Source organism: Sphingobium sp. MI1205, from assembly GCF_001563285.1.
Taxonomy (GTDB): domain Bacteria; phylum Pseudomonadota; class Alphaproteobacteria; order Sphingomonadales; family Sphingomonadaceae; genus Sphingobium.
The window spans coordinates 310,977-334,932 of sequence record NZ_CP005189.1 but is presented as its reverse complement, the minus strand read 5'-3'; the positions used below and the strand labels follow the sequence as shown (position 1 = coordinate 334,932).

The following is a 23,956-nucleotide window of genomic DNA, read 5'->3' as shown; positions in this document are numbered from 1 at the left end:
AGAGAAGAGCATGAACCGACTGGAAGGACGTTGCGCCATCGTTACCGGTGCCGCACGCGGCCTGGGGCTTGGCATAGCGCAGCGGCTGCGCGCCGAGGGCGCGCGGCTGCTGCTGTTGGACATATTGGCGGACGAGCTTGCGCAGACCTGCGAAGCGCTTGGCGGTGGCGATCTGGCAATCCCGCTCGTCATTGATCTCACCGCGCCGGACGCGCCAGATACGCTGCTGGCCGCGGTCGCGGAGAAGCTGGGCCAGGCCGACATCCTCGTCAATAATGCCGGGATCGGCATCTCCGGAACGATCGAGCAGTTCGACGATGCCCAGTGGAGCAGGACGATCGCGATCAACCTCACCGCGCCGTTCCGCCTGACGCGGGCGCTGGTGCCGGGAATGGCGGAGCGCGGGCATGGCCGGATCATCAACATCTCGTCGATGAACGGATCGATCGGTGCCCGGGCGGACACCGCCTATGCCGTCACCAAGGCCGGTCTGGAGGCTCTCACCCGCTCCGTCGCGGCAGACTATGGCCGCTTCGGCGTCACCTGCAATGCGGTCGCCCCCGGCTCGATCACCACACCGCTCAACCGCGACATATTGGCATCGCTTCACCCGCGCGACCCGCTGCTACGCATCGCGGTGCTGAACAAGCCGATCACGGGCAATGGCGACATGGAGGATATCGGCGCAGCGGTCGCCTATCTGGCCTCGGACGACGCAAAATTCGTCTCCGCGCAGGTGCTGGCTGTCGACGGCGGCCTTAGCGGCACACGTTATGTTCCCGATGACGAGGGGGTGGAGCAGGCGCGCTACCTCCCCCGGAACTGAACGACCATGCGTACTCCTGCGCGCGCGCGCTATTCGCACTCCGGGATCTGTGTAACGAATATGGCGCGATCCCACGCCTTCTATCGGGAGGTCTTGGGCTTCGAGGAAGGCGAATCCCTGGCGATCGACGATCAATATCATGCGTTGCTCGGCGTGACCGGTTCCTTTTCGCTGCGCAGCCAGTTTCTGCGGCTGGGAGGTCTGGTGATCGAACTGCTCGACTGGTCTGCCATGCGAGAGGAATCCGCCGGCCTGCTGCCCCTGTATCGCGTCGGGCTGACGCATTTGTCGTTCGAAGTGGATGACCTCGATGCGACATTGACGAAGGTGACGGCGTTCGGGGGCACGGTCCTGCACGACAGTCGTTCCACCTTCGCACTCCCGCACATGTCCGGCGAGGTCGTCTTCGTTACCGATCCCGACGGTGTCAGGATCGAACTCAATGCCTTTCCCGCCCCGCTGTATCTTGGGGGACGCTCCGCTAATGATGAGCAGGGCGGATGAAATGAACGGCTACGGGGGAATATCTAGCGCTCGATCGTCAGGGCCCCGTCCATCTCAATCGAGTCCCCGTTGCCCTGAGGCTGACTGGCGGTCAGGTCCACGACAGCCAGGAGGGCGAGGCCCTGCTTGAGAACGTGCAGGAGGGTGCGATCCTGTTGGGTGACAAGGGCTACGACAGCAACGTCATCCGTGCTGCCGCCGCCGCCAAAAACGTCTGGGCCAACATCCCGGGCCGATCCAACCGCAAACAACGCTTCGCCTTCTCGGGCTGGGTCTATCGACGCGCAATCTTGTTGAACGATTATTAAACAGAATCAAGTACTTCCGCGGGCATCTCCACACGATACGACAAAGACCCCGCCAACTACCTCGCCGCCGTCAAATCCATCTGCACGCGCATCTGGTGCCGAGCGTAATGAGTCTACGCCCTAGTTGGGCAATCGACCGACCCGCGGACGAACCGGCAGCTGTCCATCTCTTGACGGCAAACGTCGGGATGGTGCCGCACCACCCATCCGCTTGGCAGCTCCCGCCGCATGCGATGGTGCTATCGGCAATTTGATACTTCAGCCTATGGTATTGCAGCAGATTTTTGTCAGGTCTATGCCTTGCATAGTCGGCCGATGCGCCGAACCAATACGCAAGGGGACGATGATGGACGGCACTGTGCCACACGCTTTTTACGAGCGCGACAACCTGGCCAATCCGTTTCCGCTTATGGCGCAAATGCGCGCCGAGGCGCCGGTCGAGCGCACGATCGATCCCGCCGGGCGTGAAATCTTCGTGGTAACGGACGTCAGGCTGATCGAGGAAGTTGCAAAGCGCACTGGCGACTTCTCCAATCGCTTCGGCCATCTTCTCATGGCCGGCGGCGGTGCGGACCAGGAAGTTGCATCGATCCTCGCATCGGAGCCGCTCGAGGCCACGCTGCTGCTAACCAGCGACGATCCCGAGCATCAGCGGTATCGCGCACTCGTCAATGCTGCGTTCGCCACGGGTCGTGTTTCCCATATGGAGGATCGGATCGGCGAACTCATCGACGAATTGATCGACGATTTTATCGAGGACGGAAGGGTCGATTTCGTCGACCAGTTCGCCGTCCTGCTGCCGACCTACATCATCGCCGATATCCTCGGCCTGCCGCGTGACAAGTATGACAAGGTCAAACTCTGGTCGGATGCCGTCATCACTGTCGTCGGGCGCATGGGGACGCGAGAGCAGGAGATCGACGCCGCGAGGCTGATGGTCGAATTCCGGCGTTATGTGAAGCAGACGGTTCGTGAACGCCGGCAAGAACCGCGCGACGACCTCATCTCCGACCTTGTCACTGCGCGGGTCGACGGGGTGTCGCCGCTGACCGACGACGAGGCGGCCGCGCTCGCCTTCGAGACGGGCGTTGCGGGTAACGAGACGACGCGTAACACGCTGATGAGCGGCATGGTCCAACTGCTTCGCCGTCCCGACCAGATGCAGGCGCTGATCGACGACCCGAAGCTTGTCGGCAATGCCGTCGAGGAAATCCTGCGCTATGAAACGCCGGCGTCCTCGATGTGGCGCATCGCGCGGCACGACACCAAACTGGCCGGCGTTTCCATTCCCGCCGGTGCGACCTTGCTGCTGCGTTATGACGGGGGCAATCGTGATCCCCAGCGTTTCGAGGAGCCGGATAGCTTCGACATCCGGCGCAAGAATGCCCGCCTGCACATCGCCTTCGGTGCGCCCAGCATGCATCGTTGCCTCGGCCAGATGCTCGCGCGCAAGGAGCTCACCATGGCTTTCCCGCGCTTGCTTGCGCGCATGAAAAACATCCGCATCGCGGAGGGCAGCGTCACCGATTACCAGCCCAGCCTGCTGTTCCACACCATCGGTAGCCTCAATCTCAGCTTCGATCCGGGGCCGCGGCTCACAAAACGCGCAGGATAACGAAGGGCCGGCAAGGCCAGCACGGCAGGAGAGGCGTCGCATAGCAGGCAGCTACGACATCATCGTGGACCGCCGGCTCGGCAGGGCGCGTGCTGGCCAACCGTCTGTCGGAAGATCCCGCACATCGCATCCTCCTGCGCGAGGCGGGGATGCAAATGGGCCTTCCCCGCCATTATGAAGACTTGAAGCGCGAGGATCAGGAAAGTGTCTCGGCTATGACTGCTCCAACATCACGCACCGACGGCGGCAGAGCACGGCCCCTGACCATCGTCACCAACGCTCATACCGAACCGCATCCGCTTCGACGGTCGGCGCGCCGCACGGCCTATCTGTTCCAGCTCGACGCCGCCCGCGGTCATGCGAGGCTGGTGGGGACGGCCATCCTCGTCGTCGCCTTCTTCAAGGCATGGCTGATCGGCATGCGATATATGGAGCTCGATCACGCCGTGCTCCCGCTCCGTTTCGTCTACGGGGTGTGGGTCTTAGTGGTCGGTATCAGGCTTGGCGTGCTGCTCTGGATGGCTTAGGCCCGATCAATCGGGAGCGGGTTGTGCGGATCGCGGTGATCGGCAGCCCGCCGCTCACCGCGCGCGTTGCCGCTGTGCGGCTGGCACAAAGCCATGGATCAGGCTTAGCAGCACCCCTCATAGTCGACCCATGCGGCTGAATTGTCGGGATAGCGGCACACCGGGCAGGGTGCATCGCTGTCTGGCGAACGGTCGATGTGCGTCCCGCAGCAGGGGCAGGTGCCCTGCGGCGCTCGTCTGTCGCTCTCGCCCGACAAGGCATCATGTCTGTTGGGTCGTTCCCCCGCCATAACCCGTGTCCGCTCAGGCGGTCTTGTCGGATTTATAGGCATCCTGCCCGGTCGGGATATCCTCAAGCTTCGGCATGCCGGTCAGGTGATTGCCGCCGCTCAGCGGCAGGTTGACGCCGGTGATGTAGGTCGGCCCCGACAGAAAGACCACCGCATCGGCATAGTCGCGCGGGAGCCCCACGCGGCCCAGCGGGACATGGCTCGCATAAATCTCCTCGACCCCTGGAATGGCGTAGAGCCCGGCGGCAAGAGCCGACTTGATCGGGCCGGGCAGCAACGAGTTCACGCGGATGCCGCGCGGCCCATATTCGAGCGCGGCATAGCGGACCAGGCAGTCCATCGCGGACTTGGCGCAGGCATAGGCGAAATGCGGCGGCTGTGGCTGGGTCGTGCTGTTGGACGATATCAGCGTGATCGAACCGCCGTCGCGCATCCGTTCGGTCATGTATCGCACGAACCAGACATGGGCGAAATAATTGACGTCGACACCGGCCTGAAGCTGTTCAGGCGTGACGTCCGCGATCATGCTGATGACCGGCAGCGCTGCCGAGTTGACCGCGATGTCGATAGGGCCGAACTGCTCGTGCGTGACGAGGGCGAGCGCCTCGATATCCTCGCGCCGACCCGCATCGCAAATGATCGCGGTTCCGCCAATCTTAGCCGCCAGCCGATCCAGACCTTCCCTGCTACGCGCCGCGACGACGACTCTCGCGCCTTCTTCGGCCAGCGCTTCTGCGATGGCCCACCCGGTGCCACCCTCCGCCGATGCGCCCAGAACCACTGCCACCTTGTCCTTCAATCGCATCACTCTTGCCCTTTCCGCGCGTGCCAAAGCCAACTCAAGACGGTACGATAGCATATCGCTCACCACGGATCAGTACTTCATCTTCCAATTAGTCGCGATCGTCGTTGCCTGCCTTGGTTTCTGCAATAATGATGCGCTGTCGCCGTTTCCCGTTGGTACGGATATTACACTCTGCGGACCGTTTTTATGTTCGAGATCGGCGCCTCTGCTTTCATTCCACGCACCGGCCCGTTTGCCTGGCATGGCTTCTTCATCTACTGGATTCCGCTCGTGATCTTCGGGATTTGGATCTTGGCCACCTCAATTATGCTGCTTGCCGCGCTGAAACCGCAGGAGCAGGCGGGGCTCGGCAATATCGACTGAGCGCCAGAAAGTTCGACGGTTGTGCGCAGGAGAGGCACCCCTATGAGGGCGCCTCTCATTTTTTGCATTCAGACCATGGTGGTCCCAGCCTCAGCTAGCAGGTGCTGGTTGCAACCTTCGTTGCGGTCACGTTTCCTGCACCGTCACGTTCCTGCGATTGAGCCTCGTCTTGAGCCTGCGCATTGATCGCGCGCAGGGTGAAGTACATCAGCATGGAAATCCAGAACAGGTATGTGACGGCCGGCGTCCAGAACCCGAACAGACCGTTCCAAGCGAAGGGGCCGTGCATGAAGAACGGCATGATCCCGCCCCCCGCAAGAAGGATCGAGGTCCACAGGTTGAAATAGCCGAACCAGCGCGGGTAGACCGGGGCGCTGCTTTTGTCGGTAAGGATGCAGGCACCGACGATGATGTTCTGGATGGATGCAGTTGAGAACGGCCAGAGCATGAACATCCATGCGGTATCGTTCAACAATTCGATGAGTGTCGGATCCCGATCAGGACGAAACGCGAGAGCGGTCCACATCACCACGGGTATGAGCAGCAACACGGTGTTGATGACGCCGATGGTGACCTGGCTGACCGCCAGCACCGGCCATCGTCCTTCGATGCGGGCGAGCTGCACGCTGACCGAAGCCATGAACGGCATCAGGCACCCGACGCCTACCATGACGACGAACATTCCGGCGATGATAATGAAGCGATGATCGGCATAAAATGCCGCGATGTCGGCGGCAGGGGTTGTCGGCGGAGGGGGCGGGACAAAGCCTGCGATCAAAGCCCATCCGATCCCGAAAAGGACCACGAAGACAAGACCGCCATACGTGCAAGCTTGGTGTATTTTCCTGTTCATGCCGCGCCCTCCAATGCATTTTTACAGTCCCCGCACAATATGCGGCCGGATTTTGTAGCGGGCGCGCAAAAGCATCGCATATCGCGCCAGATCGGGTGCCATGGGCCTCTCCCCGCCCGGTTGCCATACGGTGAGGACGTTCGCGTGTAACGCTTAAGATGATCAAAACAGGCGGTGTGAACGACAACGGGAGTCAGCCTGATCCCGCCGCCAAACTGTCCAGCAACGCGGCGACACCTCACGGCTGGATGGCGCGGACGAGGTGACGGGCTGCCGATCGGAGTGCCCGCCGCACATCTAAGTTACCCAGCCGCCGGAGAAGGGGACAACCTGGCCCGAAATAAAATTGCTGTTTTGGGAGGCGAGGAAAAGCACTAGCTCTGCTTGTTCCCAGCCTTCGGCGAACCGCCTGGCCGGTACATCGCGCATGACTTTTTCGCGGATCACGGGATCATCCATCGCGTTGGCCGGATAGCCTCCATAAACGTAATTTTGGCCAATCGCGTTGAACTGGATGTTGAAGGGCGCGATTTCGGCTCCAACAGCCCGGACATACGCGTTCTGCGCGCCCCGCGCAGCCGTGTAGCTTGAGACCGCTTCTATCGCCCGAAGTGGGGCTGCGCTCGTAACGGCAACGATTTTGCCCGATCTGCGCTCGATCATTTGAGGAAGCACAGCTTTGACGAACCGCATGGTCGGATGAACCAGCAACTCAAACATCCGCAACCATTCTGTCTCATCCGTATCGGTGGCCAGTTGCCGGATGAAGTTTTCGGGAAGAAGATTGAGAACTAGAATATCTATGTGGCCAGCTTCTGCGATGATAGCGGCAGGTTCATCAGGAGCGCTGTATCGTCCCACATCTGCGGTTACATCAGCGTCTTCACCGGTGAAGCGATCCACGATCGCCGGTCCCATGTATATATCGGCGCTCGTCACCAGCACACGCTGACGAGCAAACCTTCCGTATTTTTCGGACATTCTCGCTCTCCTTTTGTGTTCGACCAGATGGATCAGGGAAATGTGAGGTTGTGCCGCCTTTCTGGATAACTTGGCGGCTGGATTAACCTAAGGCCTGTGGTCGTTCATGCCGCCTCTTTGATCACCGGGCCATGGGTGCATGCTACCATGGCATGATAGCCCGTTCCGTCGATCGGCCTCAACCGGGGCTCTCCGCTCAAGGTTCCGGGGGCAATTGCCAGATGGCGTAGCGCTTGTCGAGCAGACGGGTGGCGAAGTGGAGGTCGATCCCTCCAAGACGATCCTCAGCGGCCCGGCTTCGAGATCGGGGTTGATGACATTAGGCCGGGATCCGTTTTCCCGACACATCAAATGCCGACATACCGTTTGGCAGGCATAATTGATCTTCGTCAAAGCCGTTGCAAAGGCAGCCCGGCATATTTCATTCCGTGGAGGCCGGGAGGTGGGGCCGGGCGACGGAGAAAAGCGCATGAAAATTGGGGTGCTGCGATCCAGCAAGGAGGAAGCAGGCCGGTAAACCCGAGATGCCAACAACTGCTGGTCACCGATTTCCGTGTGCCCAAATCCTGCCATACCGTGCGCGAAAAATGATTTCGTCAACGTCACAATTGTATCGGCCTAATGATCCGCGCTCATTAGTAGCGCTATTAATATCTGTGGAGAGTGAATATTATGTCTTCTGGTAACGATCCATTTTTCGATGCAATTGTCATTGGTGCCGGTTTCTCTGGTTTGTACCAGCTTTATAAGCTTCGCAGCATGGGAATGTCTGTAAAGGGCTTCGAAATGGCGGCGGACATTGGCGGAACCTGGTTCCAGAACCGCTATCCTGGTTGCCGGGTGGACACCGAAAGCTACGTCTACGGCTATTCCTGGTGCGAGGAACTGGCGAGCGGGTGGAACTGGTCGGAACGGTTCATCGGACAGCCCGAGGTTCTCGAATATATCCGCTGGGCGGAAAAGCGCATGGACGTGCGTAAGGACTACACCTTCAACGCGCGTGTCGTCAGTGCCGAATACGATGCAACCCGAAACGACTGGACCGTGACACTGGAGGACGGCTCAACCGCCTCGTGCCGCTACCTCATATCCGCCACCGGGCCGCTATCGATCCCGCAGATGCCCTCCTATGCCGGTATCGACCGCTACCAGGGCGAGCTTTACTCCTCCTTCTTCTGGCCGCATGATCCGTCCGGCGGCACCGGTCCTGCGCCGACCGATTTTCGCGGCAAGCGCGTGGGCGTGGTAGGAACCGGCTCGACCGGGGTCCAGATCATTACCGAGGTGGCCAAGACAGCCGGTGAGTTGTTCGTGTTTCAGCGCACGCCGAACTGGTGCGTGCCGCTGGGCAATGCTCCACTGAGCGAGGAAGATCGAGCGCAGATCCGGGCCGAACTCCCCCAGCAGATCGCGCTGTGCATGGAAACCTTTGCGGGTTTTCCGCACAAGTTTTCCGAAACATCCGCGCTGGAAGCCGCACCCGAGGAGCGAGAGCGGTTTTTCTCTCAACTCTACAAGGCTCCCGGTTACGGGATGTGGCTCGGAAACTATCACGATGTATTGTTCGACAAGGACGCCAACGCCGTCGTTGCCGAGTTTGTGGCCCGCAAGGTCCGCGAACGGGTCAAGGATCCTGCAATTGCGGAAAAGCTCATCCCCACCAATCATCCCTTCGGAAGCAAGCGCGTTCCCATGGAGTCGGGCTATTACGAAGTGTTCAACCAGCCGAACGTGCATCTCGTCGATCTCCGGGAAGACCCGATCAAGGAACTCACCGAGACAGGCATCGCGACCCAGGGGGGCGTCGAATACCCGCTCGACGTGATCATTTTCGCCACCGGGTTCGATGCGGTAACGGGCGCGCTCGATCGCATCCGCATCGTGGGTGACAAGGGCCAGACGCTCAAGGACGTCTGGGCGGAGGGGCCCCAGACCTACCTCGGATTGCAGATCGTCGGCTTCCCGAACTTCTTCACGCTCGTTGCCGCGCACAACGGAGCGAGCTTTTGCAACATTCCTCTGTGCGGACAGCATCAGGTGGAATGGGTCAGCTCCATGTTGGCACATATGCGCGACCATGGGATGAGCTACGCCGAACCGATCCAGGCCGCTGAGGACAAATGGACCGCCAGCGTCTACGAAACCATCGCCAAGACCTTGCTCGCCGATGCCGACAGCTGGTTTCTCGGCGTCAACACCAACGTCGCAGGGCGGCAGGAACGCAAATCCCTCGTCTATGCCGGGGGTGGCCCCGCCTATCGCGCAACCTGCGCGAAAGTCGCCGATAACGGCTATGAAGGGTTCGAACTGCGCAGAGCCTGCTGATATCGCTCCTCCCGGCCGCCGAAGCGCACCATCAGCCACTAGCGGCGGTCGGGCTCGCGAGCGAGGACGACCGTTGTTACGCCATGATGTGGAGTGTAGGACAACCTCCGTTTAGAGGGTCTGGAAACTCGAGGGAACAGCAATGTGCCTCCGGCCTGATAACCGCATGGATTTCGGAGTTCGTTGCTATGTCGCTTACCCATATTCTCACGCCTCAACGCATCGCAGACGTTGAAATTCGCAACCGCGTGGTGCGAGCGGCTCACGCCACTTTCCTGGGCGGAGGCGTGGTCAATGACGATCTGATTGCGTACCACGTTGCACGGGGCAAAGGCGGCGTGGGCTTGTCGATCATCGAGATTTTGGCCGTTCACTGGTCTTCGCCCGGTTCGATTAACGCGTTTTTGCCGGATATCGAGACGGGCTATCGCAAGCTGATCGACGCCGTTCGCCCTACTGGAATGAAACTGTTCCAACAGCTCTGGCATGGCGGCCACAATTCGCAACCGTTGGACGGGAGCCCGCCCTGGTCGTCCTCCGATCTGCCCGGCCTCATCGTCGGCGTCCCGGCTATTCCCATGACCAAGGCGATGATCGATGAGGTCGTAGAGTCGTACGCGGCAGCGGCCTGCCGATGCGTGGAGTGGGGTATTGACGGAGTCGAGGTTCATGCGGCGCATGGCTATCTGCCGCAGCAGTTTTTCTCGCCGGCCCTGAATGCGCGTACGGACGATTATGGCGGCACGTTCGAAAACCGTATCCGTTTCCTGCGCGAAGTGCTGGAGGGGATCCGCTCGTCGGTTCCCTCCGGTTATCCCGTCGGCATCCGCGTTGCATCGGATGCGATGGTGGGCGGTGTCGGGGTCGAAGACAACCTGGAACTTGCGCGCTATTGCGCCGACCGCCAGCTTATCGATTATGTCAACGTTTCGCTGGGCAACTACCAGACCGCCGCGAAGATGATCGGCGCGATGCATGAACCGGCCGGATACGAAATGCCGACGAGTTCGCCGATCACGCGCGGCGTATCCCTTCCCAGCATCGTCACCGGCCGCTTCCGCACCCTGGAGGAGGGCGATCAGGTCATACGCGATGGCGATGCGTCCATGATTTCCTATGTGCGCGCCCTGATCGCGGATCCGGAGCTTGTCAACAAGACGGCGGCAGGCCATCCCGATCATGTGCGACCTTGCATCGGCTGCAATCAGGGCTGCTCGGCACGGTTGTTCGAACCGCCTTACCGTATGGGCTGCACCGTTAATCCAGGAGTAGGTTTCGAACGGGAGATCGGAGACGATCGTCTGACCCCCGCCTTGACGTCCAAAAAGATCCTTGTGGTGGGGGGCGGCCCGTCCGGGATGGAGGCGGCGCGGGTTGCAGCCATCCGTGGCCATCAGGTGACGCTTGCGGAAGCAAGCCCCAAGCTCGGCGGATCCGTGTTGGCGGCCGCCCGGGCGCCCGGGCGTCAGGGAATTCTGGATTACACCACCTGGCAGGAACAGGAAATATTCCGCCTTGGTGTATCCGTGCGGCTATCGACATACATGGATGCAGATGACGTTCGACAGGAGCCGTGGGACGCGGTCATCGTTGCGACCGGCTCCTCGCCCCGCATGGATGGCGTTCAAAACAGCAATCCCGGTGAGCCGATCGCGGGCATCGATCTGCCACATGTGTTGTCCAGCACCGACGCCATGTTCGCTAATCCGTCACGTCTTGGCCAGAATGCGGTAGTGGTTGACGATGCGGGTCATTACGAGGGCATCGCGGTCGCGGAATATCTCGCATCACACGGCTTGAACGTCCATTTCGTCACAAGGCATCTGTCCGTGGGACCAAAAGTCGAGAACGCCTGGGTCGTGGAACCCGCGCTGCAGCGGCTGGCGAAACTCCGCTTCCAAGCACATACAAGGATGCGGGCGATCACTATCGATAGCAGCACGGTCGTAATCGGGCCAATATACATGCCATCGACCGATTTGCGCAAAGCGATCCCCGCCGACACAGTGGTTTTTGTCTCGCTCAACCACTCCAATCGAAAGCTGTATGACAACCTTGCAGGACAATTTCCTGCGGTCCTCATCGTGGGAGACGCCCAATCCGCGCGGCAATTGCCGGTGGCAGTGCGTGAGGGTCACATGGCGGGCGCTACAGTCTAGGGAGTGGTTTCGTCTATGAGAGCATCGTGGACTCAATCGAACCCCTATCCGGCGGCCTAGAGGTGGTTCCGGCATATCTCCGTTGAGCAGAGGTCGCAGACGCGTCGGCCAGCGTGTCGAAAATCTCGCCGTTCAAAAGCTCGTTACGGTTCGAGCCATCGAAGGACTCGCAGTAGCCGTTCTCGCAAGGCTAATGGGCGTGTATGGACGATAGCGGCTTTTCCAGTTCCATCATTGGGCTGCGTATTGCAACACTGGAGGTCAACGAAGACAATAGCGTACTGGCAGGGACTTGAGCCCGCTGACCATGAGTGAGGCAATGCATTTCGGTTCATCCGCCAGTTCGGCGGGATCGCGCGCCGGGCGATCTCCTCGAACAGCAGGCGCATTTTCAGCCGGGCCAAATGTTCGCCAAAGCATATGTGCCGTTGCCGTAAGAGATGAGCTTGTTGGGCTTGCGATCGATGCGGAACATGTCTGGATCGGGAACAGGGCCTCATCCCGGTTGCCCGAAGCCCAAGCCATGGCGATCCAGTCTCCAGCGCGGAACTGCCGGTTGCACAGCTCGATGTCCTGCGCCTCAGTGCGCATGGTGATCTTCGACGGCGAATGCAGCCGCGCCGCTTCCTCGACAAACGCCTTGATCGCATCCTGGTCGTGGCGAATGGCCGACAAGAGCGAGAGATTCTCGCATATTGTCTTGAAGCCGCCGGCGATCACGCCTGCCGTGGTTGGCACCGGTCGGCGTACTCGCAGGCGGGAGCAATCCCGCTGTCGGGATCGCCCTCCGCCTCGTCATAGACATGCCTGCAATAGCCGCAGACGTACCGCGCCATCGCCGCCTCCGATCAGCCCGGCGGACGGCCCAGCCAGGTTTCCACCATGCGGTGCAGCATACGGATTCGGCTTTCCTGATAGCGGCCCAGTGTGACGCCGGGCAGTTCATCGGGCCACATGTGCATGCCGATCTGCACCATCGGCATGTTGAAATCGTCCTGGTCGAAGATGGTGCCCATCGCGCCGATATGCGGCTCGAACGGATCGTCGGGGCCAAGCTCGATCAGCTTGCCGGCCGGCGGGCGCGGCGCATTGTCGGGAACGCGGATCAGCATCCAGGCGTCCATGTAGCAGGTTTCGGCTGAATCCGCATCGGGACGGAACACATAGGCCAGCGGCAGGCCTTCGCCCAGCCATGGGCAGAAGTTGGGGAAGAGCCAGTACTGCACCGAATCCAGCATCATCGCGTCGGATAGGCCGGAATAATCCGCCCCGGTCATCTGGGCGAGCGCACCGCGCCGCCATTCTGCGAGGCTCGCGCGGTCCTTGATGTTCTCAGGCAGCGGCGGAGCATCATCCATCCGCAGTCCATTGAGCAGCGCCCACATGTCCTTGATAGCGTCCAGTGCCGTCGTATCCTTGGAATGATAGCTGGGCACGGCCGCCGGCGTGATCGAGCGGCTGAAAGCCGTCTTGCCATCCTGCCAGAGATCGTACTGGGTTCCTTGCTCGGCCACCGACGGCAACGCCTGCGGATGCGTCATCATCAGGTGATAGCCTTCAAGAAAGGCTTCCATCGCCACCTTCCAGTTGGATCGGATGGTCTTGCGTACGTGCCAGATGGCAAAGCGCTTATCGAGCGGCCAGGTGGCGAAGTGGCGGTCGATCCCGCCCAGGTGCTCGCTCAGCGGCCCGGCTTCGAGATCGGGATTGATGAAGATAAAACCGTTCCAGCGCTCCAGCTTCACCCCGCGCAGATCGTGGCTGCCATCCTTAACCGCAGGGAAGTCCCATTTCCCCGGAAACCAGGCCAGGTCGCCTTCGATCGACCAGGTCCACGCGTGATAGGGACACTTGAAGTGGCTGGCGCCGCAACCGCTGCTATCAACCAGGCGGCGGCCGCGGTGGAGGCAGACGTTCTTGAACGCCTTGAAGCTGTCCTCACCGGTACGGACAACGATGTAGGATAGCCCGGCGACGTTGTAGACGAGGTGATCGCCAACCGCTGGAATCTCTTCCTCGCGGCAGGCAACTTGCCAGCACTTCTTCCAGATCTTCTCCACTTCCTCGCGGTGGTATTCGTACGAGGTATAGCGGTGGGCCGGAATAGGCTCGTTGCCGATGTCGGGCGCGCTTTCCTCAGTTAGGCAAGCCTCGACGGGCTTGCTGTCTGTCCGGGCGATCGCACGGAACGTGGGTGAAATCTCAGTGCCGAAGCCCCTTAGTTCTTCCGGAAGGGCGCATTTCGTGGCAGCCATCTCCATTCTCCTGCGATAGCCCGGATCCAATTGTCGGGCACATCGTGTGCTAGCATATCGATGCGCAGCCATGATTGATCTTCGTCAAATCCGTTACAAAGCTCGCCCGGCATATTTCCGTCTGCCGAGACCGGCGGATGGATACCCGCTATCTCAGCAGTCGCCGGAAAATTGTACCCGCAGCTTGAATGCCCGGGTCGGCTGGCGGCGTCTCTAACCAGCGATGCGCTCTAATGGAGCAGGTAGGGAATAGGCGCTGGCGGAACGCCGCGCACGGGACAGAAATTTTCGACATGGTCGACGGCGGCATCCTCCGCGGCCACGATGAACTAGATCATTCTGCGCGCCGGTCTGAAAAGAAGGCGCTTTAGGAGAGCTGCCTTCATCTCGGCCGCAATCCCTCACCGAAAATAAGGGTGATCCCGCCATCCAGAACTATGCCGCAATCGGTGGTCGGCGTGCGAGGTATGAGGACGCTGACGGCACCATCGCGTGAATGGAGGCATCTGTCGCACCTATAGGCGAGATGTTGACGATCCCGCTTCCGTCCGCCGAAGGGTGCAGCGAAACGGCATATGATCCGGGGCCTTCCGACCGCGCGTGGGTTACCGCATTCCACGCCCCATGTGGATCCGGCCATTTGAAACGATGCGGGGCAGGCATGGGGCAGCATCGCTGCCATGCCTGCCCCGCATGTCTTTGTTAGCGGATTTCCGGCCTGCCGATCAGAACTTCTTTGACGCCCTAATGCCGAAGGTGCGGGGCAGGGCAGCCGTGTATTGCGCGCCGAACGTCGTTGTCGCGGCCGTCACAAAATACTTCTTGCCAAGCAAATTGTCGCCGTAGATTCCGATCTCGAACGTTTCGTCGGGGCTGATTAGCGAAGCCGCACCGTTCACGAGCACCAGGCGATCCTGATAATCGAGCCCGAGTTCACCACCCCGCGCGGCATAGAAATCATAGCGGGAGGTGTACTTGCCGGTCACCGAGAGATCGCTGAGCCAACCGTTCTCGGTCAGCGGTGCGCGATGATGCAGGTTGGCATAAGCCGACAGCTTCGGGGACCGTGGCAGCGGATAGCCGGAAAGGTCTGCGGCAGCGTTGGCCAGCACGGGGAACCCGTTGCCCACCACCACGATCGCGGCGGCCGGATACTCGTCGAACGTGTTGTCGAGGTACGTGGCACCGGCTGACATGTCGAAGGTGGAGCTCACCTTCCATTGCATGTCCAGTTCGATGCCCTTGATCGTGGCCTTGGCCGCGTTCTGCGTTTCGACGCCGGCCAGACCGACCCGCGATACCTGGATATCTTTGAACTTGCCGTAGAACGCCGCTGCCTGAACCCTGAGGTCCGGCGTCAGCCGGCCCTTATAGCCGATCTCGAAGTTGTCGAGCGTTTCGTCGCCGATGACGTTCGGCGGCGCGAACGACGGAGTGGAGAAGCCGCCGCTCTTCACGCCGCGGCTCGCGCTGGCGTAGAAGTAGTGATCGCCGGTTTCGTATGAGAGAACGACGCGCGGTGTCCAGTTCTTGAACTTTGCCGAAGTTGTGTAAGTTGCCGGAAGCGCCGCGCCAAGCGAACCGAAAAGGGCCAGCGCCTCGGGTGAGTTTTCGCCGCGAATGGTCTTTTCGTCGATGTTGTAGCGGGCACCAGCAGTCAGCTTCACACCTTCGATGATCTGCCAGTACAGTTCACCATAAAGCGAGTAGCTGTTGAGGCTGACCTTGTTGCGGCCGGTGATATTGCCGAACGGCACGCCGTTGAGAACGCCACTGTAGGCGAGGCCGACGAGGTTGGTATTGAGTGTTCCGCGGTCCCGTTCGTAGCTACCCCCGACCAGGACATTGAGCGGCGATGTGAAGTTGGTCCGCGCGAAAATATCCTGCGTGAAGGTTGGCCCCTTCTCGTTCACTATGGCGTTGGCGAACGGTGCCGAAGTAATATCCTGCTCGTTGTAGGCCCAGGAGTTGAGCGAGCGGTTGGCGGTGACCGAGCTCACCGTGACGTCACCGAGATAGAGGTTCATCTTCAGGTGATGCAGGTAGGACTTGACGGTATTCAGCGGGTTCGGGCCTGAGGTCCCATCGTAGAAGCTGTCGTTTTCCGGATCAATTCCGTAGGCGACGCATGCGGCGCACAGCGGCGCGTCGACCCGCATCTGACTGGTATAGCCGTTGGAACGCCGGTTGCTGTATTCGAACGTATAGACGGCGTCGAAGCTGTCGCCGGGCGCGAACCGGAGCTTGGTGCGCAGGAATTCGCTCTGGGAAACGCCCGCCTTCTTGCCGTTGACGACGCCGGTGTTGTTGATGAACCCTTCGCGGTTCTTGACCTGCCCGGCCACCCGGACCTGGAACACGTCCGAGAGAGGCAGGTTCAACATCGCGTCGGCCGTGGCATCATTGAAGCGGCCGAAGCTCATGCCGAAGCGGGCGCGGAAATCATCGACCGGGTCGTTGGTCTCGAGCAGGATCGCGCCGCCGGTGGCGTTGCGCCCGTACAGAGTGCCCTGCGGTCCCTTGAGGACCGAGATGCTCTTGACGTCGACCACGTCCAGGCTGGCACCCTGTTGGCGCTGCACGTAGGCGCCATCGACATAAGTGGCGACTGACGACTCAAGGCCGGAAAGCAGGAAGAGCGAGCCGATGCCGCGGATATAGGCCTGCGCGAAGTTGGTCGGGCTGTCGTAGCTGAGGCTCGGCGTACGAATCGCGATGCCTTCGACGGTGCGAATGTTTTCGCGCTCAAGAGCGGCGGCATCAAGCGCGGTCACCGAGACCGGCGCGCGATCGAGACGGCTACCAAGCTTGCTGCCGGTTACGACGATTTCGCTGGTGGCGGCATCGCCGCCAGCGGTGGCTTCTGCCGCCTGATCGCTGGCCTGCGCCTCTGCCTTTTCGTCGGCGGCCAACGCTGCGCCGCATGTCCCCAGAGCGAGCAACAGAGCGCCCAACGCCGTGCCCGCACGCAATGGTGTCTTGTAACCAAAATTCATTGATGCCGCTCCTAGAAATTTGTCTCGCGGCGCCCAATCGCGGCGCGACACGGCTGTGTCAATTTAAGGCGGTGGTTGAAACCATTGCAAATTACGCCAAATTCCGGCGTGCCCCTGATATGGCGCGCCAGCCCGAATGCAGTCAGATGTCGAATGGTTTAGCATCGAATTTACAAGTGCTTGGGGAGGGCGAGGCGGTTGCCGTTGCGGCGTCCAACCTCCTGCGTCGCGAGATAGTAATCAATATCCTGCGGCTTCAAATCCTCCCGCCGGCGGTCGGTCTCGTCGCACCACGGCAAGAATCGGCCCGCCCTGCGGCCCCATTGCTCCACCGTAGATGGTGATAATCCGCGATCGTCACGCATCCAAGCGACGTACTGTTCGAATTGACGCTGGCATGATGAAGGTCGAACAGTAGGCTCACGCCACCAGCCGAGGAACTTCAGCCAGGGTCGCCCACAAGGTCGATAACCCGCCGTGCAGCGGTTACCGCGCCGTGAAGGTTCTGCTGGGCTTCTGCAATCGGCATCAACGCCGCTATATCGACTCCCGCCGCCGCGTCCGGGGCGAGGTGTTGCGCAAAAAATAGTATTTCATTGGGCTTCATTCTGAGGACCGTCGGCTGCGATTCGTGAGCTTCGCAGTGGCTTAAGTATCGGGTCTGATGGAGGCGACAGGAATAAGCCCGCCGGGATCGGGCCAGCAATATCGGTCCTGATTTTCCATCCCTCCGTCGCAACGGTAGCTCGACACAGGGCGCTCGCGCAGGCGATGGGACATATTCTCGCGTGGCCTGCAGATTACACGGCCTTTAGAGTAAATTCGCAATTCATCCAATCTTCGCTGTTGCGAGGGAGTAGGCCGACACTAGCGTATTGCGATCAAGCAAAAATAGGGGGGCAGGATGTCAAAAGCTGCGCAGCGCATGGCCATTTGGGCTGGCCCGATAGGGCTTATTTTATTCGGCAGCTCGTACGGTCCGTTTGCGGCAAACTTCTTGCCGCCGCCGTCCCCAGGCTGGACCGTCGAACAGGTCGCCGAGCACTACCGCCACTATGCCAACGGCGTCCGTCTCGGTGCCATCTTCATGCTCCTCGGCGCTGCGGCGCTTTGCGTTTTTGCCGGTGCGATCGCGGCGGAAACCAAGCGCATCAAGGGAACAACGGCTCAGGCTTATGGCCAGATCGGAACGGCTGCCTTGACGTCGGCGACGTTGATCATCGGAGCGATTCTTTGGGCGGTAGCCGCTTTGCGGCCGGATCGATCCGCCGAGGATATAGCGCTTTTGCACGACATCGCCTGGCTTTTCATGGTAATGCCGGCTGGCCCCGGCTTCTTCCAACTGCTCTCTATTGGCACGGCAATCCTCGTGGATGACAGCCCCGATCCTGCTCTTCCGAGATGGCTCGCCTATCTGAATTTCTGGACGGCGCTTCTCTTCCTGCCCGGATTTCTGGTGGCCTACTTCCTGTCCGGGCCATTCGCATGGAACGGATTGCTCGCATTCTGGATGGTGGCAGTCGTATTCACGCTGTGGATCGTGGTCATGACGGTCAGCCTGCTGAAAGCGGTGAAGCGGTGGTAGCTGAAGGCAGCGAGACCAAGCCGTCAGCCGGACATCTTCCCGGAGAAGCGGGGGTCTGGGTAATGATTGCGGGGGACATGGTGGTATTCGCGGTATTTTTCGCGACCTTCATGGTCTATCGCAGGACGGAGCCCACGCTTTACGCAAGTTCTGCGGCAACGCTGTCACAGCCCATTGCCTTGATCAACACGCTCCTGATGCTCTCGAGTTCGTGGTTCGTCGCTCGCGCCGTTGGGGTGGTGCGCTCTCGGACGGGGGGATCCGCCGTTCCCATGCTGTTCGGCGCGATCGCCTGCGGTCTTGGATTCGTTGCGATGAAAGCTGTCGAATATTCAGAAAAGATCGATGCGGGCGTCGGCCTGACGACCAATATGTTCTATACATTCTATTTCATGCTGACGGGCATTCATCTGCTGCATGTACTGATCGGAATCGCGGTGTTGATTTATCTGTCGCTGCGACTGCGTAGGCCGGGCTGGTCTGGAGCGGATGTCGTAGCGGCAGAAACGGGAGCTTCCTTTTGGCACCTGGTAGACTTGTTGTGGATCTTCCTGTTCACCCTCCTGTATCTGGTGGCGTGACATGGAAGACAGTGGGTCAGACGGCAAGCGACTGACAATCGTCCTGATCGGTCTGGTTCTCCTAACCTTGCTGTCGACCGGGGCGGTGGACATGCGCCCGCTGGACATGCCGAAGACAATCTCTGGCACCATCGCGGTATTCATTGCGGGGTGCAAGACGCGGATCGTAGGTCATGAGTTCATGGATTTGCGCGTGGTGTCGTTGACATTTCGCCTGCTATTCGACGCCTGGCTGCTGATAGTAATTCTGTTCATAATTATACTAATGTGACAAGGGAGAAGATTATGTTAGGTAAGTGGTTGCTTGCCAGCGCAGTGTCGCTGCAGGCCTTCAGTGCAGCGTCAGCGCAAACCGGCACCGACGCGAGCCAGCCCGAAATTGAAGTGGTCGTGACAGGATCGCGTCTGCGCCCGGAAGCTGCGCAAGACACGCCCATCGCCGTGTCCGTGTTGCCTGCAACGCAGCTTGAGGCGCTTCATAGCGTGAGCATCGCCGCGCTATCGGGTCTTGTTCCGAACCTCACATTGAACGAGACGGGCACATCGCCGGGCCTGGCGACCATCAGCTTGCGCGGCTTCAATACGCGCAACAGCGACATTTCGTCGGAACCCGGTGTCGCGGTCTACGTGGACGGCGTGTATCAGACAACGTCGTCCGGGTCGCTCGCGGACTTGTACGATGTCGAGCGGCTAGAAGTGCTGCGCGGGCCGCAGGGAAGCCTTCTGGGAAAGAATTCGGGCGCGGGTGCCATCCTTCTCAGTCGAACCCGTCCGACAGGAGAGTTCGGCGGACGAGTAGGGGTTGAATATGGCAGTTACAATCTTGCCCAAGTTCAAGCGCTCGTGAATTTCCCGGTTATTACAGATGTACTTGCCGCGAAGGTGACCGCGAACTTCCGGCGCCGCGACGATTGGGTCGACAACGTGCTGGTCCCCGGTGCAGATACGGGCGGAGAGAAACGCGGGTCTGTCCGCGGCGCTCTTCTCTTCACGCCGAGCGCCGACTTCAAGCTGTATCTGACGGCGGATTACATTTGGGATCGGTCCTCGCAGGCGGGCGCGCGTAACGTGTCACCGGCAACCGACCTCGGTTGCGTCTTTTTTGGCGTCTGCAATCCTGGAGCCGGACGACGGGGGGAGACGGGGATTGGCTTCACGGCAAAGCCAACGCAGGATGAGAATAACGTCACCGCGAATGCCGAATGGGTGCTGGGCGGGGTGAAGCTGACCTCAATTACGGGCTATCGCCACTACGAGACGGTAAATAACGTCGATCTGGATATGAGCCCGTTTCCAATCCTCGAGGTCTTTGATTCGCCTATCAAACTGAACCAGTTTTCGCAGGAATTGCGGCTTTCCTCGGAAAAGGGCGGGTTCGATCTTGACGGTCGGCTGACTTGGCTGATTGCCGGTTACTATGGCCATAGCAACGGCACGATGACGCAGCGTATTCTCGCCTTCGGTGCTCCGAGCCCGCAACAGCAGAAGGTGATCCGCGACAGCTACGCCCTATTCGGGCACGCCGATTTCGACGTGACGGACGAGCTGACAGTCTCAGTCGGCGGACGCAGAAGTTGGGACAAGGTGAAGCACGCCTTCGGCTTGCCCGGGACAGGGGAAGCGCCCCCGCCTTATATTAGGGAAGACAGTGAGGACTTCAAAAACACATCTTTCGAGTTGGGTGCCCAGTATAAGTTCGCACCTGGCAAGATGGCCTATGTCCGGTACGCGGAAGGCTACAGAGGCGGCGGCTTCGTAGGGCTTCCCGGATCGCTGGCCGCAGCGGTAGGCTTCGACCCGGAGACCTCGGAGTCCTACGAGCTTGGCCTCAAGACGAGTTGGCTCGACGACCGTCTTACGCTGAACCTGACGCTGTTCGAAACCAAATTCAAAAACCTGCAACGCGACATCGTCGGTGCCGGCCCTAACAACACCTTCATCCAGATCGTGGCCAATGCTGCAGATGCCACGACCAAAGGCGTCGAACTCGAAGCAAGCTTGCGTCCGGTACGTGGCCTCACGCTGAGCGGAAACGTCGGCTATCTCGACGCCAAGTATCAGCGCTATCAGGTGGTCGATGCCTTTTCCGGAGCGACGATCGACCTTTCCGGTCAGCCGCTTACTTATGCTCCGAAGTGGACGGCAAGCGGCATAGCCGAATATCGCCATGAGGTAAATCTGCCATTGGCATTCGATTCGCTGACGTGGCGGGCAAAAGGGGACTGGCGCGACAACTTCCAGATGTCGAACAGCGCCAACCCGGTCGGTTTGCAAGATGCTTATGCAGTTGTTGACCTGTCTCTGGCAATTGGAAGCGGGAAGGGTTACAGCCTCACCTTGTATGCTAACAACGTGTTTGATAAGCGGTTCACGACATTGGGTGAAAACGTCAGCGGCCTGATATCGTTCAACTACGATAACATCGGCCGCACAGTAGGTGCAGCATTGAATTACGAGTTCTGACACTTCTGGCGACTGCCACGCCGGGACGGTGCGGCAGTCGCCTCTCGTGAGTACGGCGTCACGTTGGCGTCGCCCTGAATAGTGGTTCCGGGGCTTGGAGATTTTCTGCCACCCCAAATTTTCTGCGAACGAGGTCAAGATGTCCGATACGGTAGAACGCTCATGGGTTGAGCGGCTCGATGCCGTTTTTGCCAGTCAGGACATCAGCGGATTGTCCGACCTTTTCGACTGGCGCTGCGTATGGCGTGATTTGCTCGTCTTCGACTGGCGATTTCAGAGCTATTCCGGCCTCGATTCGATGCGGTCCGCGCTGGAGCGAGCGTTTGCTGACCGCGCGCCGAGGGATGCGCGGCTCGACCATCCCTGCATCACGACGAGCGGCGGCGACGATACGCGCAATGGCTTTTTCCACTTCAGCACCAATGTCGGAAAGGTCCGGGGATATTTCAGCTTGAAACGCGCATCGGGGGGCGATCATGGCTGGCGGGCAGTCGCTCTCGTGACCGAGCTTCTGGAGATCAACGGGCACCCTGCGCGGCTGGGCAAGAATCGCCCGGAAGGCAGGAAGATGGGGCCGGTCATCGGCAGGATCGGATGGCGCGCGCAAAGGGAGGCGGAAGCGGCCTTCAGCAGCGAAGATCCTGCCGTGCTGATCGTTGGTGGAGGACATAGTGGCCTGATGATGGCCGCTTATCTAAAGACATTGGGGCTGACGGCCCTGATCGTCGAACGCAATCAGCAGACGGGCGATAATTGGCGCAAACGCTATCCGTCGCTGGCGCTGCACGATCCGCAAAGCGTTGGCCACTTCCCCTACATGCCGTTTCCAGAGACGTGGCCGCAGTTCACGCCGAAAGACAAATTCGCCGATTTTTTAGAAGCTTATGCGACCCTCCTTGACCTCAATGTCTGGACGGGAAGTTCCATCAAGAACCTCCGTTTCGATGAGACCAGCGAACGATGGGAGGCTGAGATCGAGCGGGGGGACGCGCAGGGCGGTCGCCGGGTGCTGCATCCGCGCCACCTCGTCATCGCAACGGGTGCCAACGATGGCGTCAATATCCCCGAGATACCGGGAGTATCCGACTACGCCGGCACAATCGTCCATTCGCAGGACTATCGTGGTGCGGAGGACTGGGTCGGCGGCCGCGCCATCGTTGTCGGCAGTGGCGTGAGCGGCCATGACGTTGCGCAGAACCTCGCCGAAGCCGGCGTCGAAGTGACGATGATCCAGAAATCATCGACCTACGTCGTCGATGCAAAGACCTTTCACGCCGTAAATTATGCCTTCTACGAAGACGAGCGTATAGCGACAGCGGATGCGGATCTGATGGGTGCGCTTCTGCCATTCGGCTTGCTGCCTGAAGCTGTCGGTCCGGCCATGACGTCAGCATTGCGTGAGCAGGACGAAGTGCTCCTGCAAGGGCTCGAACGGCGCGGTTTCAGCCTGAATTTCGGACCGGACGGTCAGGGCGTGGTCGGCATCGTCTTCCGCAACAACAAGCACGGATATTATTATAATGTCGGCGCTTCGGAGCTCATAATCGAAGGTCGTATTGGCGTGCGGAGCGGTGTTTCGGTCGACCGCTACACCGAAAAGGGTGTCCAGCTGACCGACGGCGAGCGGCTCGACGCCGATCTGATCGTGTGGGCGACAGGATATACGCCGCCTATAGGCCAGTTGGAAGCATTGCTTGGTCAGGATATCGCGTCGAAACTCAATCCGATCATGAAGGTTGGCGAAGATCGAGAATTTAGCGGGGTTTGGCAAAAAGGACCGCAGAAAGGCCTGTGGCTGGCTCATTCGTTCGGGATTGCGATGAGCAGATTTTATCTGCGACTGACCGCGCTTCACATTCAGGCTATAGAGGCGGGGCTATGCGACAGGTAACTTCAGGACGGATATTGCTACGATCGGGCCTCACCGATCACGTCGAATATTCCAAAGCGGCCAGCCAAGTCTCCATAGCCTCACGATGCGTGCTCGTCACCGCGTTCATCAATCGTGCCGTGGTGCCTCGCACCATTTCACCTGCGGATTCGTCGGGTTCGCAAGTTCCGCTCATGAAGTCGAGAACGAGCATCGACTGGATGGCAGCGGTTCCTTGATCGCCCTTTCTTCTTCTTCTTCTGTATTCCGCTGTTTGGGCGGGGGCACGACTGTCGCGTCGATGATCTGCCCTCCCATGGCGAGATAGCCCCTGTCCGCGAAAAACTTCGAAATCCACCACGGCCGCTGGCCGCTCCAGCGGATCGCCAGCAGCGATCAGCGCCTCATATCGGTCCGCAAGATCGAAAAACCCAGGCTGTCCTACCATCCCTGCCTCCGCTGTCGCGCACCGGCAGTGAATCACCGCAAGCCGTCAAACACCACCGGTTTTTCGAGGTGTCCAACGGGCTGACTTGGTGCTGTTGGATATCTCAGGCCTCCCTGAACTGGCCACCGGTTCCTAAAGCGCTCGCGCCGCAATGCAGAGGCGGCGCGCAGGGCGCGAGGTCTCGTGACGGCGCGCGCTCCAC

The 23,956-nt window shown here is 60.1% G+C and carries 19 protein-coding genes and 3 pseudogenes; 13 read left to right on the top strand and 9 right to left on the bottom strand.

What is annotated here, in order from left to right:
- The first annotated feature begins 10 nt into the window (after nucleotides 1-10).
- From K663_RS18040 to K663_RS18020, 5 genes and pseudogenes are all read left to right on the top strand, one after another.
- Nucleotides 11-826: an SDR family NAD(P)-dependent oxidoreductase gene (locus tag K663_RS18040; RefSeq protein ID WP_063619110.1), complete on the top strand. Its 816-nt coding sequence runs from the start codon at nucleotides 11-13 to the stop codon at nucleotides 824-826.
- Between the two features lie 6 nt (nucleotides 827-832).
- The gene (locus K663_RS18035) at nucleotides 833-1,330 is read left to right on the top strand and encodes a VOC family protein (RefSeq protein ID WP_083536019.1); all 498 of its coding nucleotides are present in this window, start codon (nucleotides 833-835) and stop codon (nucleotides 1,328-1,330) included.
- A 65-nt stretch (nucleotides 1,331-1,395) separates the two neighbouring features.
- A pseudogene (locus tag K663_RS23450) lies at nucleotides 1,396-1,746 on the top strand (transposase); the annotation flags it as partial.
- 235 nt (nucleotides 1,747-1,981) lie between these two features.
- Nucleotides 1,982-3,253, top strand: coding sequence for a cytochrome P450 (locus tag K663_RS18025; RefSeq protein ID WP_062121447.1), 1,272 nt, complete (start codon nucleotides 1,982-1,984; stop codon nucleotides 3,251-3,253).
- An 89-nt stretch (nucleotides 3,254-3,342) separates the two neighbouring features.
- Nucleotides 3,343-3,780 (top strand): cytochrome C oxidase subunit IV family protein, encoded by a 438-nt coding sequence (locus tag K663_RS18020; RefSeq protein WP_062121446.1) that lies wholly within the window; start codon nucleotides 3,343-3,345, stop codon nucleotides 3,778-3,780.
- A 303-nt stretch (nucleotides 3,781-4,083) separates the two neighbouring features.
- On the opposite strand, the gene K663_RS18015 is transcribed toward K663_RS18020, so the two are convergent.
- Complete coding sequence (locus tag K663_RS18015; RefSeq protein ID WP_062121445.1) at nucleotides 4,084-4,875, bottom strand: SDR family NAD(P)-dependent oxidoreductase; 792 nt, start codon at nucleotides 4,873-4,875, stop codon at nucleotides 4,084-4,086.
- A 186-nt stretch (nucleotides 4,876-5,061) separates the two neighbouring features.
- Here K663_RS18015 and K663_RS24420 point away from each other — a divergent pair, with 186 nt between their 5' ends.
- Entirely contained in the window at nucleotides 5,062-5,238 is a 177-nt protein-coding gene (locus K663_RS24420; protein ID WP_158511223.1) for a hypothetical protein, read from the top strand.
- A 94-nt stretch (nucleotides 5,239-5,332) separates the two neighbouring features.
- On the opposite strand, the gene K663_RS18010 is transcribed toward K663_RS24420, so the two are convergent.
- Both K663_RS18010 and K663_RS18005 read right to left on the bottom strand, forming a co-directional pair.
- Nucleotides 5,333-6,016 (bottom strand): hypothetical protein, encoded by a 684-nt coding sequence (locus K663_RS18010; protein WP_145902367.1) that lies wholly within the window; start codon nucleotides 6,014-6,016, stop codon nucleotides 5,333-5,335.
- Between the two features lie 372 nt (nucleotides 6,017-6,388).
- Nucleotides 6,389-7,072 (bottom strand): SDR family NAD(P)-dependent oxidoreductase, encoded by a 684-nt coding sequence (locus K663_RS18005; RefSeq protein WP_063619087.1) that lies wholly within the window; start codon nucleotides 7,070-7,072, stop codon nucleotides 6,389-6,391.
- A gap of 672 nt (nucleotides 7,073-7,744) precedes the next feature.
- Here K663_RS18005 and K663_RS18000 point away from each other — a divergent pair.
- Both K663_RS18000 and K663_RS17995 read left to right on the top strand, forming a co-directional pair.
- Nucleotides 7,745-9,397 (top strand): flavin-containing monooxygenase, encoded by a 1,653-nt coding sequence (locus K663_RS18000; protein WP_062121442.1) that lies wholly within the window; start codon nucleotides 7,745-7,747, stop codon nucleotides 9,395-9,397.
- Between the two features lie 188 nt (nucleotides 9,398-9,585).
- Complete coding sequence (locus tag K663_RS17995; protein ID WP_062121441.1) at nucleotides 9,586-11,556, top strand: oxidoreductase; 1,971 nt, start codon at nucleotides 9,586-9,588, stop codon at nucleotides 11,554-11,556.
- A 13-nt stretch (nucleotides 11,557-11,569) separates the two neighbouring features.
- On the opposite strand, the pseudogene K663_RS25150 reads toward K663_RS17995, so the two are convergent.
- From K663_RS25150 to K663_RS17975, 5 genes and pseudogenes are all read right to left on the bottom strand, one after another.
- A pseudogene (locus tag K663_RS25150) lies at nucleotides 11,570-11,734 on the bottom strand (hypothetical protein); the annotation flags it as partial.
- An 83-nt stretch (nucleotides 11,735-11,817) separates the two neighbouring features.
- Nucleotides 11,818-12,294 carry a hypothetical protein gene (locus tag K663_RS17990; protein WP_062121440.1) on the bottom strand — a complete coding sequence of 159 codons (477 nt, stop codon included), beginning with the start codon at nucleotides 12,292-12,294 and terminating at the stop codon, nucleotides 11,818-11,820.
- Nucleotides 12,273-12,392, bottom strand: a complete 120-nt coding sequence (locus K663_RS25305; protein ID WP_083536016.1) for a rubredoxin — start codon at nucleotides 12,390-12,392, stop codon at nucleotides 12,273-12,275. The genes K663_RS17990 and K663_RS25305 overlap by 22 nt, the downstream gene beginning before the upstream one ends.
- Nucleotides 12,393-12,404: 12 nt before the next feature.
- Nucleotides 12,405-13,811 (bottom strand): aromatic ring-hydroxylating oxygenase subunit alpha, encoded by a 1,407-nt coding sequence (locus K663_RS17985; RefSeq protein WP_158511221.1) that lies wholly within the window; start codon nucleotides 13,809-13,811, stop codon nucleotides 12,405-12,407.
- 725 nt (nucleotides 13,812-14,536) lie between these two features.
- Nucleotides 14,537-16,807, bottom strand: a complete 2,271-nt coding sequence (locus K663_RS17975) for a TonB-dependent receptor (RefSeq protein WP_062121437.1) — start codon at nucleotides 16,805-16,807, stop codon at nucleotides 14,537-14,539.
- A gap of 997 nt (nucleotides 16,808-17,804) precedes the next feature.
- On the opposite strand from K663_RS17975, the gene K663_RS17970 reads away from it, so the two are divergent.
- From K663_RS17970 to K663_RS17950, 5 genes are all read left to right on the top strand, one after another.
- Nucleotides 17,805-18,392 carry a hypothetical protein gene (locus K663_RS17970; RefSeq protein ID WP_145902366.1) on the top strand — a complete coding sequence of 196 codons (588 nt, stop codon included), beginning with the start codon at nucleotides 17,805-17,807 and terminating at the stop codon, nucleotides 18,390-18,392.
- Nucleotides 18,386-18,973, top strand: coding sequence for a cytochrome c oxidase subunit 3 (locus K663_RS17965; RefSeq protein WP_062121435.1), 588 nt, complete (start codon nucleotides 18,386-18,388; stop codon nucleotides 18,971-18,973). Before K663_RS17970 ends, K663_RS17965 begins: the two co-directional genes overlap by 7 nt.
- Before the next feature lies 1 nt (nucleotide 18,974).
- Nucleotides 18,975-19,244, top strand: coding sequence for a cytochrome C oxidase subunit IV family protein (locus tag K663_RS17960; RefSeq protein WP_062121434.1), 270 nt, complete (start codon nucleotides 18,975-18,977; stop codon nucleotides 19,242-19,244).
- A gap of 14 nt (nucleotides 19,245-19,258) precedes the next feature.
- The gene (locus tag K663_RS17955) at nucleotides 19,259-21,436 is read left to right on the top strand and encodes a TonB-dependent receptor (protein WP_083536013.1); all 2,178 of its coding nucleotides are present in this window, start codon (nucleotides 19,259-19,261) and stop codon (nucleotides 21,434-21,436) included.
- A gap of 139 nt (nucleotides 21,437-21,575) precedes the next feature.
- Nucleotides 21,576-23,327: a flavin-containing monooxygenase gene (locus tag K663_RS17950; protein WP_062121432.1), complete on the top strand. Its 1,752-nt coding sequence runs from the start codon at nucleotides 21,576-21,578 to the stop codon at nucleotides 23,325-23,327.
- A gap of 210 nt (nucleotides 23,328-23,537) precedes the next feature.
- Here K663_RS17950 and K663_RS23440 read toward each other — a convergent pair.
- Nucleotides 23,538-23,754, bottom strand: a pseudogene (locus K663_RS23440) (hypothetical protein); the annotation flags it as partial.
- Nucleotides 23,755-23,956: the final 202 nt, after the last annotated feature.